Here is a 14,604-nt window from a genome sequence, read left to right as displayed (position 1 = left end):
CGCAGTCGAGAACTCTTTATTTACGAAAAGCTATTTAAAACTTTCGACTGCGCTCAAGGAGACATTTATTTATAATTCTGAAAAAGCTGCTTTTAGATCTGCTTTTAGATCTTCAATATTTTCAATACCAACAGACAATCTAATTAAATCTTGACTAACACCAGCACTTTCTTGTTCTTTTTCATCTAATTGTTGATGCGTTGTGCTAGAAGGATGAATAATTAACGATTTTGTATCTCCAATATTAGCTAATAAAGAAAATACTTTTGTTTTATCTGCTATTGTTTTTGCTGCTTCAAACCCTCCTTTTGGACCAAAAGTAACAATTCCACTTTGTCCATTAGGTAAATATTTATCAGCTAAATCTTTATACTTACTACTTTCTAAACCAGGATAATTTACCCAAGCAACTTCTTCTTGCTCTTCTAACCATTTTGCTAATTCTAAAGCATTTTTAGAATGTTGCTGAATTCTAACTGGTAAAGTTTCTAAACCTTGAATAATATTAAATGCATTTGTAGGACTTAAAGCGCCACCAAAATCACGTAATCCTTCTAAAATTAATTTAAAAGTATATGATGCTGCACCTAAAGCTTCATGATATTTTAATCCATGATAACCTGCTGAAGGCTCTGTAAATTCTGGAAATTTACCATTTGCCCAGTTAAACGTTCCAGCATCTACAATTGCTCCTCCTAAAGAAGTTCCTTGACCTCCTATATATTTTGTTAAAGAATGAATTACAATATTTGCTCCATGTTTAATAGGATTTAATAACGCAGGTGTTGCTACAGTATTATCTACAATAAAAGGCACTTCTGCTGCTTTAGAATGTACAGCAATTGCTTCTAAATCTAATACATCTAACTTCGGATTTCCTAAAGATTCTACAAAAAATGCTCTTGTGTTGTCTTGTACAGCTTCTGCAAAATTATCTGGATTAGAAGCATCTACAAACGTAGTAGTAATACCAAACCTTGGCAAAGTAACACTTAATAAATTATACGTTCCACCATATAAACTACTAGAAGCTACTATATGATCTCCAGCTTTTAGTAAAGTTAATAATCCTGTTGAAATTGCTGCTGTTCCAGAAGCAAAAACTACAGCTCCAATTCCTCCTTCTACAGCCGCCAAACGATCTTGTAAAATTTGATTTGTAGGATTGTTTAAACGTGTATAAATAAAACCTAATTCTTTTAATGAAAAAAGATTTGCTGCATGTTCTGAATTATTAAAAACATACGAAGAAGTTTGATAAATAGGAACTGCTCTTGTCCCTCCATTTTGTGTTACGTCATGCCCTGCATGTAATGCGTTTGTTGCTAATTTGTGCGTACTCATTTTTCTAATTTTTTTGAGTTAATATTGGTTCTCGTTTTCACGAGAATGACATTTTTAAAAGAAACACAATATTGCATATTGTGAATCATTTTAGAATTAAAACAAAAGTTGAATGCATCAAAATTTTTGATGTACTTACTAGAAAAATGTTATTAAGAAGTTTTACAAATACACGTAGGTATACTTGTTTTTGGGTTATCTATCCAATTTCTGATAAATGAATCTGAAATTAAGTAGAATTTAGCACCTTCTTTTCCTCACGAAAAGGGTTGCTAAGGCTTCAACGGGTCTAATCCCTTCACCTTTCTTGATAACATTTCAATAAGTTATTGAACTTTGTGAGTGCAAATATATGTTCAGAAAAATTTAATATCCAAATAAAATTGGATTTATTTTAAAACAGATAACAATATCTCATTAAAAACATAAAGTTTTTAATGATTAAATAAATATTTAATAACGAGCTTAGTTTTATTAATGATACCATAAAAAAATATTATTATTAAAAATTATGTTATTTAGATTTATAGTGTAACTTTGCACAGAATTTTAGAGGAAAAATTTGAACTGATTGCAACCTCTGACGCTGATTTTTATCAGCCGAAACAAAAAATGCTAAAGCAGTAATTATATACTCCTTTCAGCGACCAAGCAATCTCTTTTCATTTTTCATTAATCATAAAAGAAGATTATTATGTCATATTTATTTACCTCAGAAAGTGTTTCTGAAGGACATCCAGACAAGGTTGCAGATCAAATTTCTGACGCTTTAATAGATAACTTTTTAGCTTTTGATAAAACAAGTAAAGTTGCTTGTGAAACTTTAGTTACAACAGGACAAGTTGTTTTAGCTGGAGAAGTAAAATCTAAAACTTATTTAGATGTACAAAAAATTGCTAGAGATGTAATTAACAAAATTGGTTACACAAAAGGAGAATATATGTTCGATGGAAATTCTTGTGGAGTTTTATCTGCAATTCACGAACAATCTCCAGACATTAACCAAGGAGTTGATAGAGCAAAACCAGAAGATCAAGGAGCAGGAGACCAAGGAATGATGTTTGGTTACGCTACAGATGAAACAGAAAACTACATGCCTTTAGCATTAGAATTATCTCATAGATTGTTAATTGAATTGGCAGCTTTAAGAAGAGAAAATAAAGAGATTACTTATTTGCGTCCAGATGCAAAATCTCAAGTAACTATTGAATATTCTGATGACAATGTACCTCAAAGAATTGATGCCATTGTTATTTCTACACAACATGATGATTTTGACGCATCTGATGATGTAATGTTAGCAAAAATCAAAAAAGACATTGTAGAAATTTTAATTCCTAGAGTTGTAGCAAAATTACCAGTTCATATTCAGAAATTATTTACAAATGACATTACATATCATATTAATCCAACAGGAGTTTTTGTTATTGGAGGACCTCATGGAGACACAGGTTTAACAGGTAGAAAAATTATTGTGGATACTTATGGTGGAAAAGGAGCTCATGGTGGTGGAGCTTTTTCTGGAAAAGATCCTTCTAAAGTGGATAGATCTGGAGCTTACGCAACAAGACATATTGCTAAAAACTTAGTTGCTGCCGGACTTTGTAAAGAAGTTTTAGTACAAGTTTCTTACGCAATTGGCGTTGCTAAACCAACAAGTATAAATGTTGAAACTTATGGAACTTCTAATGTTGATTTGACAGATGGGGAAATTAGTAAAATAGTAGAATCTATTTTTGATATGCGTCCTTATTTTATTGAAAAACGTTTAAAATTAAGAACACCTATTTACTCAGAAACTGCTGCATATGGGCATATGGGTAGAACTCCAGAAGTAAAAACAGTAACATTTACAAATCCTATGGGAGAAACAGTTTCTGAAGAAGTAGAAACTTTTACTTGGGAAAAACTAGATTTTGTAGAAAAAATAAAAGAAGCTTTTAAACTTTAAAAAACGTTATCAAATAACCATTTACAAAGGGCTGTCTGAAAAGACAGCCCTTTTTTTTATATATTCTAAACTATTTCATGTTTCTTTTATAAGTTCATAAAAACCCATTCATCGACACTTGTGTGCATTTTAATGCAACAAAGACTGGAATAATCTTTATTTTAAAAAATAATATCTCTATATGTATATCTTTGCCATATAATATAAAAAAACAATAATACCTTTATATAATGAAAACATTTAACTTTTATCTTGTATTTTCTTTCTTGCTTATTTTTAGCTCTTGTGTGCCAAATGCAGATGACATTCAAAACCCAGAAACAGAAGACACTACAGAGACTCCTATAGATGTTTTAGAAAACTTATTAATTCCAGATAATTTTAACTTTGAAACAGAAAGATCGGTAACATTATCTATTTCAGATGCTACTCCTTTTGTAAAATACGAAATTTTTGCATATTCAGAAAACTCAAGTAGTGAAGAAGAAAATATTTCTGAAGCTTTAAATAATTTATTGTACTCTGGTAAACCTTTTAATGGTGAACTTAATCAATCTTTTAGTTTATCGAGCGTTTACGATAAAGTGTATCTTTTAAGAAAAGACGGACTCGAGTATACATCAGAAATTATTACCATTTTAAATAATCAAATTAATTTTAAGTCTGCAAGTAAGACTACAAATTCTGATAAAAGTGCATCTAAAACAAACACAGATAGTTGTTCTATTTGTACAGATAATTTCTTTTTAAACAGTGATTTTGAAAACGGTCCTACACTTCCAACTACATTTATTATAACTAATGAGACGAATGTTGAAGGTTGGTCTACAACAGCAACAGATAATAAAATTGAATTGTGGAAATCTGGATTTAATGGTGTACCAGCACAAAACGGAACTTATTTTGCAGAACTAAATGCAAATCAAAGCTCGGCATTATATCAACGTATTTGCACAAGTCCTGGCGCAGAAATAAGCTGGTCTGTTTGGCATCGAGGAAGATCTAAAGTAGATAAAGCTGTAGTAAGAATTGGAGAAAACTTAGCAACTGCAACTATAGAAGCTACCATGGAAACAGGTACATCTGCTTGGGTACAATATTCAGGAACGTATACTGTACCTGCTGACCAACAAGATACTTATTTTATATTTGAAGCTATTGGTGGTGGAAGTGTTGGTAATTTTATTGATAATATTGTAATTACAGAAACTGTTGCTGGTGATTGTACAAGTGTTAATAATAAAATGTATTATCCAACAGAATTAACAAACGCTACTTTGGCTTTTGAAGATTTATGGCCTTATTCTGGTGATTATGATTTTAATGATTTAGTGATTAGCTACAACATTCAAACTATATTAGATGCAGAAAACAATGTAACTCAGTTAGATTATAATTACACTCTAGAATCTATCGGAGCAAGTTATACAAATGGGTTTGGATTAGAGTTAGAAGGTGTTTCACCATCTGCAATATCAAATGTTACAGGACAAAATTTAACAGAAGGATTTATTCAAAATAACGCAAACGGAACAGAGCAATCTCAACAAAATGCAGTAATTATATTCTTTGATAACTCGCACATTAATGTAGGTATAAGCAATACAATATCAATTGTATTCGAAACTCCTATAACAACAGCAGCTTTAGGTACTGCTCCTTTTAATCCTTTTTTAATCGTAAACAAAGACAGACTTAAAGAAGTACATTTACCAACGAAAGCAACTACTTATTACCCAACAACGACAACTATAGAAACATCTGGAGATGTAAAAGATAGTGATGGTGATTTTAAATCTCCTACAGGTTTACCTTGGGCTATTAATATAACAGGAGAATATAGAGCACCAAAAGAAAAAGTACTTATTACAGATGCATATAACTACTTTGCTACTTGGGCAACTTCTGGTGGTACAAGAAAAATAGATTGGTTTCAAAGCAAAAATGGATACAGGGTTGAAGCCAACTTAAAAGACTAAAGTTAAAAACATATAATTTAAAAACCTCCGATTAAAATTTAATCGGAGTTTTTTTTTATTTCATTCTTTCAAACATAAAAGGTTAGCAGCCTAAAAAAACCATATTTAATTCTCTTTTTAAGGTCGTTTAATAAAATTTGAAATCAAACAAAAAAAAATAAATCTAAAAACAGCCCTTTAAGCCCTAAACTTAAAGGGTTTTTCATAGTATCTTAAAATACTTCATTTTAACACACATACATTGTTCTCTTTAACATAAATTTAAGAGTTCTTCTTTTATAGAATATGTAATTTCGGAAAAATTCAAATCAAACATTTTATGACCAAAAAAAAAATACTCTTACAGCTATTTTTAGTAGCCTTTGTTTTTGGCTTTTCTACAAAAGCTAATGCACAATTCTGGAAAAAGAAAAAACCAGAGACAAAAAAAACGACTAAACCAGCAGCTAAGCCTAAAAAAGGTGACATTCAACCTTACGGAAAAGTCGTAACGAAAGATTTTACTACAGATGAAGGTTTATTTAAAGTTCATCAAGACGAAGGCACTTATTTATTCGAAATTCCAGATTCTCTTTTAAAAAGAGAGATGTTAATGGTAACAAGAATTGCTAAAACCGCAAGCGGAATTGGTTTTGGTGGAGGAAAAACAAACGAACAAGTACTACGTTGGGAAAAGAATAATAAGCAAATATTATTACGTATTGTTTCTCATGATGTAGTTGCAGATACTATTTTACCAGTTCATGAAGCTGTAGTAAATTCTAACTTAGAACCTATTTTGTTTTCGTTTCCAATAAAAGCGTTTAGTAAAGATTCTACTGCAACTGTAATAGATGCAACAGCTTTATTTAATACTGATGTAAAACCTTTTGGATTTCCAAACTTTTATAGAAAAGCGTACCAAGCAACTAGAATGGATAATAGCCGTTCTTATATCGATAGAATTAGTAGTTACCCTAAAAACATAGAAATAAGACATGTAAAAACTTATTTCGCAAACAAGGCTCCGTCTAATAGCGATTTAGGCTCTATTACAATAGAAATGAGTAACTCAATGGTTTTATTACCTAAAGTACCAATGAAACGTCGTTATTTTGATGAAAGAGTTGGTTGGTTTACAAGCAGACAAACAGATTACGGTTTAGATGTACAAAAGAGTAAAAGAGTTGCCTTTTTAGATAGATATCGTTTAGAAGTAAAAGACGAAGACATTGCTAAATTTAAAAGCGGCCAATTGGTTGAACCTAAAGAACAAATTGTATACTATGTAGATAGAGCTACACCAGAAGAGTGGGTTCCTTATATTATACAAGGTGTAAATGATTGGCAAGTTGCTTTTGAAGCGGCTGGTTTTAAAAATGCAATTATTGCAAAAAGAGCACCAACTAAAGAAGAGGATCCAGATTATAGCCCAGAAGATGTACGTTATTCTGTTATTCGTTATTTAGCTTCTCCAATACCAAATGCAAATGGTCCTCATGTTAGTGATCCACGTTCTGGAGAAATTTTAGAATCGGATATTAACTGGTATCATAATGTAATGTCTTTATTACACAACTGGTTTTTTATCCAAACTGCAGCAATTAATCCTGATGCCAGAGGAAACAATTTTAAAACAGAAACTATGGGTGAGTTAATTAAGTTTGTATCTTCTCATGAGTTAGGTCATACTTTAGGATTGCCTCATAATATGGGAAGTTCTTCTGCAATTCCTGTAGATTCTTTACGTTCTGCTAGTTTTACTAAAAAATACGGAACTGCACCTTCTATTATGGATTATGCACGTTTTAATTATGTTGCACAACCAGAAGATAAAGGTGTTGCTTTAATGCCAAACATTGGTTTATATGATAAATATGCAATTTCTTGGGGATACAGACCTATTTTAGATAAGACTGCCGAAGAAGAAAAAGAAACCTTAGATGCTTGGATATTAGCTAAAGCTGGCGATCCTATTTATCGTTTTGGTCGTCAACAAGGTGCTGTTGTAGATCCTAGCTCTCAAACAGAAGATTTAGGTGACGATGCTGTTAAAGCTAGTACTTACGGAATTAAAAACTTACAGAGAATTTTACCAAACTTAGAGAAATGGACATCAGAAAAAGGTAAAACTTATGACGATTTAGCAACAATGTATGGACAAATTGCTAGTCAGTTTGCAAGATATATGGGGCATGTTTCTTCTAATGTTGGTGGTATTTACGAAAACTACAAAACAACAGATCAAGAAGGCGCAGTTTATACGCATGTAGATAAAAAACGTCAAAAAGAGTCTTTACAATTTGTAATTACCCAATTGTTTAAAACACCAACTTGGATGTTAGATAAAGACATTTTCTCTAAAGTACAATCTAGTGGCGCCATTGAAGATATAAGATCGCTTCAAGCAAGAACTTTAAATAGTATTTTAAGTACAGATAGAATGGCTAGAATGATTGAAAACGAAACTTTAAATGGTTCAAAAGCATATACTTTAGTTTCTATGTTCTCTGAATTAAGAAAAGGTGTTTGGTCGGAAATCTACTCTAGAAAAAGTATTGATACTTACAGAAGAAATTTACAAAAAGCGCATATTGAGCGTTTAGATTATTTATTAAACAAAGTAATGAACCAAACAGGTCGTTATGGTTCTGCAACTGTAAATGTTGGTCAGTCTGATATTAAATCTTTTGCAAGAGGAGAATTAAACAGATTAAGAAGAGATGTAAAAGCTGCTGCTTCAAGAACTTCTGACACCACTACTCGTTATCACTTAGAGGATGTTGTTGCTAGAATTGATGTTGCTTTAGATCCTAAGTAAAAAGAATATTATTATCCTATATTGTAAAACCTCATCTTAATTGATGAGGTTTTTTTGTTTTGGTGATGTGTTTTTTAAGGAAACATCACTTGGTTAATTGTTTGATTTATAGTGAAATTGTTTATTATGATGCAACTTTTGCTTGTATTGGCATAACTACACTTAAGAGCTTTAGGTAATTTGCTATTGGTTTTATGTGTATGTACTATTCTGATATTCCTACAAAAAAGATTTCAATACAATTTCCTCAATTATGTGATGCTCTTTATCGTTTCGGAAAGATAGATAAAGAATTAGCTCAAAATTTACTAATTGACTTTAAACCACTATTGATCGAATCCTACAAAAATATTGGATTTAGAAAATTACCATCTGGTTTAAACACACTTGGTAAACTCAATATAGATTACGCACAAAGTTTACTTCGTGAATTATCAATTGAAGATTTGAAAAATAGAATAGATAATATTTTAAATAATGAGAATAATATAAATGGAGCATTAGGCGAAATAAAAAAAGTAGATGAGAAGATATGGAAAACCTTTTATGAATATGCCAACGCTTAAAGCCATACACATTTGCAATACACCACAAACTACATACAACCAATAATGGTAAAAGAGTATGTCATTACCAACAATACAAACAGAACGGAAAATAAAGTACGAAAACATAACAAATAACTAAGTTTAAAAACAAACTTTTTTTCTTCGTTAAGTTTATGCATAATTATTCTTGCATCATAATTCTATTAATTGGTGTTTTAAGCTTCTATTACACTATGTAAACACTTTTATTTAGTTAGTACAAAAATGAGAGTTTGATTATGAGATTCCTTCATTCTTCGGAATAACAAGCTGGGGTGGTTGGCTTTAATTATTTCTCTTTTGCAATGTCATCTTTGATTGCAATGATGCTTCTTTACTTGGGGTTTAGGTAGTGATTTTGTTTTGCTCTCAGTTTAAAAAACGTTAACTTCGTTATTGCTTGGTGTAGTGGGCTAAAACTCACTAGATATATAAAGTTGTAAACAACAACAAAAAAAACAAAAAAAATGAAACCAAATTTAGCTTTAGCATCCATTCTCTCTCTTTTTCTACTGATTATAGGATGTTCTCAACCGGAAACTACAATAATTAAAGAATCATCAGCAACAACAATTGAACTTAAAGATAATTGGTATTATCTTAATGGAGAAAAGTTTTTTATTAAAGCAATTGGTTACGAAATAGGTGCACGTCCAGGACAGCATCCTTATGAAGATGAAAAAAAAGATCATTTAGAGTTAATGAAATTTGATCTTGAAAATATAAAAAAAGGCGGTTATAATGCGATAAGAACTTGGAGTCAATTTTCTGAAGCACAATTGCAACTTGTACAAGAATCTGGTTTAAAATTGATTATGGGTTTAGAAGTGAATCCAGAAGAAGATTATAGTGATCCTAAATTTATAAATCATTGCAAAACGCAGCTTGAAAACATCTTAAAATATGCACCAAAGTATGATTGTATCATTACATATTTAGTTATTAACGAACCTCAAACAGATCACATTCATAAAGTTTCTGCATCATCATTTAAAGACTTGATGAAAATGATGATAGATATGATTCATGAGCAACATCCAAATATACCAGTAACACTTTCTGCAAATGCCATGATTAGCGATTGGATGGATGAAAGCATGTATGATGTTTATGCTTACAATTGTTATGGCTACAATGAAGGTCAAACTGCAACCATGGGATTTAGAGATTATATTAAAGGTTTAAATACGTTAAACGGATTAGATAAACCATTTATAATTACTGAGTTTGGACATTCCGTTTCACCAAAAGGAGGCTTTGGTAGTTTTGGTTCTCGAACTTTACAAGAACAAAGCGAAGGACTTATCTCTAATTACAGAGATCTTATAGATGCTGGTTCTGTAGGAATGTGCCCATTTTATTATGCTGATGGTTGGTGGAAAGGTGGCGAAAAAAGCATCCATAATAAAGAACAACCCGAAGAATGGTTTGGCTTTTGGGGTTATAAAGATGTAAACGACAAATATGGATCTCCACGTCCTGTTTGGTTTGCCATGCGAGATTATATGAAAGGACTTATTATCAGTCCAAAAAACAAAACAGTACACACCAATACAACGATACCTATAGAACTTTATAATGATAATAGTATTAAAAAAGTAGTTGTAAAAAATCGTGATAAAATTATCTATTCTAAAAACATCACAAAAGAAGGTTATTTTAGCGATCAATTAACAATTAATCCAGAAGGATTAGAAGCCATGGAGCTTGCTTTTGAGTTTTTTGATAGTGAAGATAATAGTATTAAAAACGAATCTATTATAATTCTGGCTTCTAAAACAGCTATAGACTTGCCTAAATTAACTATAGAAGTAACACCTAAAAAAGATTTAAATGATACAAAAGTTGGAAGTATTAAAACAAGAATAGAAACCAGTGAGAATTTTAAATTGATTGGAGATTTAATAGTTAGCTATAATACACATCTTGGTTGGGACGTTGGTCCACAGGAATCTGTTTCTGTGAACGATCAAATGGATAAAAAAGTAATTACTTCTGAAAATTTCTTTACAATTCCTGATAATTGTTGGGTTGTAAATGCATCCGCAGGAATGTCTGTTAGGTATGGTAAATTCACTTTTAAAATTCACGACCAAAAGATAATTTATAGAGATGATTGGGCTAAAGAAATAAGTAGAAAGTAAGGTTACACTAAACAATGTATAAAAAATTACTGGATAAAATAATTAGAGTACTCTGATTAACAATTGCTCTTATGAATGACAGACTGGGTGTTTTTTTTGCTTCTTTTGTGAGAATCGTTTTTGTAGCTTTGGGTTTGTTGTTTTTTTTAGTTTGATTATGGGATTCCTTTATTCTTTGGAATGAAAAGCTGGATGATTTTGTTCTCAGTTTAAAAAACGTTAACTTCGTTATTGCTTGGTGTAGTTGGCTAAAACTTGGAATATTACTAAATATTATAGCCAATTAACTACAGAAAACAGCATGATTTCAACTATTATAAATTAACAATTAATGTTTAGATTATCGAAACCTACTATTCCTATTTTACAAATTCTAACTATACTCTGTTTAATTTACTCCTGCTCTCCTAAAAAGACTGATTATGTAGTTGCTGTTTATCAAACTTCACAATCTGGAGATAATCTGAAATTAATTACAAAAAACCAACCGACACCAACTAGTGAAAAAATAAAAAAAGTTAGTTTACAGGTTAATCCTGACCTAAAATTTCAAGAGTATGTTGGTTTTGGGGCATCTTTTACAGAATCTTCTGCATGGAACTTGGCGACGATTCCGAAAACACTGCGTAAAGACGTATTAACACGCCTTTTTAGTCCAACAGCAGGTGCAGGATTTTCTCTTACACGAACACACATCAACAGCAGTGACTATTCAAATAAACATTACACTTATGTTGATTCTGGAGATACGAGCCTTTCTTCTTTTAGTATAAACGAAGATATGAAAGGTTTTACTGGCGAAGAAAATGATCAAGTAATAGGAATTAAGTTGATAACACCTAATTACGATCTTATACCAATGATTCTTGAAGCAAAAAGCATTAAAGGAGCAGATTTTAATATCATTGCCTCACCTTGGAGTCCACCTTCTTGGATGAAATCTGGAGAAACATCAGAGATGACAAACGGTAGTTTACTACCTGAATACTATGGCGTTTGGGCAAAATATCTTTCAAAATACGTAAGTGCTTATGCAGAACAAGGTGTTGACCTTTGGGGAATTACTCCGCAAAATGAACCCCTACACGCACATAATGCACGTTGGGATAGCAATGGATTTACTGCTGAGCAAGGTCGTGACTTTTTAAGAGATTACTTAGGGCCACAGCTTGTTGCAGATGATCATCTGAATCTTGACGATTTGGATGCTGGTTTGCGAGTACTATTATATGACCATAATAAATCTACCATGAACAATTATGTGAACACCACTTATAACGATGTTGAGGCAGCTAAATATGCATGGGGTACTGGGTTTCACTGGTATGCTAATTCTGAACTTGAAGAAAATAATTGGTATCAAAAATCATTAGATACTTTGAGAACTTCTTGGCCAAACAAAGGAATGATTCATACTGAATCTAGCATTGATATTGATGCTAAGGATCCTGTAGGTCAATATTGGAGAGAAAGTACTGATTATGCAGGTACTTTTGTACCTTTTGACACTTATGCTTACGATATCATCACTGATTTGAATCACGGAGTTCAAGGTTATATTGAATGGTGTATGATTTTAAGTGATAAAGGACAACCAAATCCTTACGACAACTTTAACAGTGCACCAGTGCTGATTAACCCAGTTACAGACAAGGTAATTTACACACCTCTTTATTACTTATTAAGCCATTTTAGTAAGTTTATACGACCTGGAGCACACAGAATAGAACTAATTGGCGAAGAGCTTGAGGGGCTTGCATATACAGCAGCCATTAACACCAATGGATCTATAGCCGTAGTTGTGTTTAATAGAACCACAACACCTCTAGACCTTGAGCTAACTTTAAAATCTACCACCCATAAAACACAAATTGCACCAAGAGCTTTGCAAACAATTAATATAACAAATAGTACAACCAAAAAGTAACCTTACGAGGTTTCTATTGGGTGAAATTTTGTTCTTAAGGAACTATTGAGTGTTTTTTAATACCTACTTTTTACAGACTTACCAATACAAAATATTAAAAGTCTATGATAAAAACCGTACAGAAATGAAATGGTTTGTGTTTTTGTTTGTGTTAGTTTGATTATGAGATTCCTTAATGCTTTGGAATGACAAAATTAACGATAGGCTTTAATTGATCTTCTTTTATAATGACTACTTTGATTGCATTGAAACTTCTTTATTTGTGCTGGATGTATTATAATTTGGTTTTGCTTTAAATTTAAAAAACGCTAACTTCGTAATTGTCTGGCTTAGCTAATTAAACTTTGAAGTATTCATAAAACTCTTAGTTTTTTTGAGTAAAAGAATATGACACACCTTAAAATAATATGACACACCTTAAAATAATATATAAACTCAAAAAATCCTCATTTACTGATTAGAATGGGAAAAACACCAACTTGAATTTTAAGATGAATTACCTGTTACAGCAATTGAACAATTAAAGGATTAGAATTAAACAGTATGAATAAAAAAATAAGTTTAAAAGAAGCTATTTCTATCGGCATTGGAGGAATGGTTGGTGGTGGAATTTTTGCTGTTCTAGGACTTGCCGTTTCACTTGCCAAAGGCGGAACACCAATTGCCTTTTTATTTGCTGGTATCTTAGCGCTCATCACTTCTTACAGTTATGTAAAGCTATCCACAAAGTATCCTGACAGAGGAGGAACTGTTAAATTTATTAATCAGGGTTTTGGAAAAACAATTTTTAGTGGCGGTATTAATAACCTTTTGTGGATCAGCTATATTATTATGCTTTCGCTTTATGCTTCGGCATTTGGGTCTTATGCACCAAATTTATTAGCGTTAACAAACGACAAAATAATTGATTCACATATTTATGCAAGTGCCATTATTGTTTTAGCTACAGCGATTAATTATTATAGTATTGCTGTTGTTGGTAAAATAGAATCTTACGCAGTAATTATCAAATTAGTCATTCTAATTTCCTTTATTTTTATTGGTGCTTATGGATTAATTGGAAATCCGAATATCTCTCAATTAGCGGTTTCCCAATGGGAAGGTCCAATTAAATTATTTGCTGGTGGAATGGTTATTTTTGTTGCTTATGAAGGATTTGAGCTTATTGCAAATGCAGCACCAGACATCATTAATCCAAAGAAAAATATACCAAAAGCCTATTACTATTCTGTAATTTTTGTAATTGTACTCTATATCATTATTGCTTTTGTAACTGTAGGCTCACTTCCGTTTGCGAAAATTGCCACTGCACAAGATTATGTTTTGGCAGAAGCTGCAAAACCAATGTTAGGAAAAATCGGTTTTACAATCATTACAGTTGCTGCCTTAATTTCTACTTTTTCTGCTATTAATGCATCACTTTATGGAGGAAGTAAGGTTAATTATGAAATTGCGGAAGATGATGAGCTACCTCATCATTTTTTGGCAAAACTTTGGAATCAGCCTATTGGCTTACTGATTACAGCAATTGCAACATTGATTTTAGTAAACATACTTAAACTAGAAAGTATATCTACTGCAGGAAGTGTTGGTTTTTTACTAATTTTTGGTGTTGTTAATCTTGTTGGATATCGACTATCTAAAGAAACAGGCAGTAACAAAATAGTTCCGTTAGTCGGTTTTGTTTTGTGCATTATTGCTACAATTATCTTAATTCATCAACAATACACTTCAAATACTATTGGTGCTATTATTGCACTCGTAATTATTCTGTTTTGCTTTACCCTTGAGTGGGTTTATAAAAAGACTGAGAAGAAATAAGGCTTTGTACAACGTAGAACTAAGTTTAAAAATAAACTCTTTTTTTCGTTA

At 31.6% G+C, this 14,604-nt stretch carries 8 protein-coding genes and 1 riboswitch; of the genes, 7 read left to right on the top strand and 1 reads right to left on the bottom strand.

All coding sequences use genetic code 11. The features are described from left to right. Nucleotides 1-69 precede the first annotated feature (69 nt). Nucleotides 70-1,344, bottom strand: a complete 1,275-nt coding sequence (locus BLT70_RS01740; protein ID WP_091890720.1) for an O-acetylhomoserine aminocarboxypropyltransferase/cysteine synthase family protein — start codon at nt 1,342-1,344, stop codon at nt 70-72. A gap of 192 nt (nt 1,345-1,536) precedes the next feature. Continuing rightward, nucleotides 1,537-1,661, bottom strand: a riboswitch (SAM riboswitch). 377 nt (nt 1,662-2,038) lie between these two features. On the opposite strand from BLT70_RS01740, the gene metK reads away from it, so the two are divergent. The 7 genes from metK (at nt 2,039) to BLT70_RS01705 (ending at nt 14,553) form a co-directional block, all read left to right on the top strand. Further along, entirely contained in the window at nt 2,039-3,295 is a 1,257-nt protein-coding gene (metK, locus tag BLT70_RS01735) for a methionine adenosyltransferase (protein ID WP_091890718.1), read from the top strand. Between the two features lie 230 nt (nt 3,296-3,525). Then, nucleotides 3,526-5,274 (top strand): LruC domain-containing protein, encoded by a 1,749-nt coding sequence (locus BLT70_RS01730; RefSeq protein ID WP_091890715.1) that lies wholly within the window; start codon nt 3,526-3,528, stop codon nt 5,272-5,274. A 319-nt stretch (nt 5,275-5,593) separates the two neighbouring features. Then, the gene (locus BLT70_RS01725; protein ID WP_091890712.1) at nt 5,594-8,074 is read left to right on the top strand and encodes a zinc-dependent metalloprotease; all 2,481 of its coding nucleotides are present in this window, start codon (nt 5,594-5,596) and stop codon (nt 8,072-8,074) included. A 200-nt stretch (nt 8,075-8,274) separates the two neighbouring features. Beyond that, entirely contained in the window at nt 8,275-8,640 is a 366-nt protein-coding gene (locus BLT70_RS01720) for a hypothetical protein (protein WP_091890708.1), read from the top strand. Nucleotides 8,641-9,128: 488 nt separating this feature from the next. After that, on the top strand, nt 9,129-10,805 hold the full coding sequence (locus BLT70_RS01715) for a glycoside hydrolase family 2 TIM barrel-domain containing protein (RefSeq protein WP_091890705.1): 1,677 nt from the start codon (nt 9,129-9,131) through the stop codon (nt 10,803-10,805). A gap of 331 nt (nt 10,806-11,136) precedes the next feature. Continuing rightward, a complete protein-coding gene (locus BLT70_RS01710) occupies nt 11,137-12,732 on the top strand; it encodes a glycoside hydrolase family 30 beta sandwich domain-containing protein (RefSeq protein WP_091890702.1) in 1,596 nt (531 codons plus the stop codon). Nucleotides 12,733-13,275: 543 nt separating this feature from the next. Next, nucleotides 13,276-14,553, top strand: coding sequence for an APC family permease (locus BLT70_RS01705; RefSeq protein WP_091890699.1), 1,278 nt, complete (start codon nt 13,276-13,278; stop codon nt 14,551-14,553). The last annotated feature ends 51 nt before the right edge of the window (nt 14,554-14,604 follow it).

This window comes from Polaribacter sp. KT25b (assembly GCF_900105145.1).
In the GTDB taxonomy this organism is placed as follows: Bacteria; Bacteroidota; Bacteroidia; order Flavobacteriales; family Flavobacteriaceae; genus Polaribacter.
This window is presented reverse-complemented; position numbering and strand designations above follow the sequence as displayed.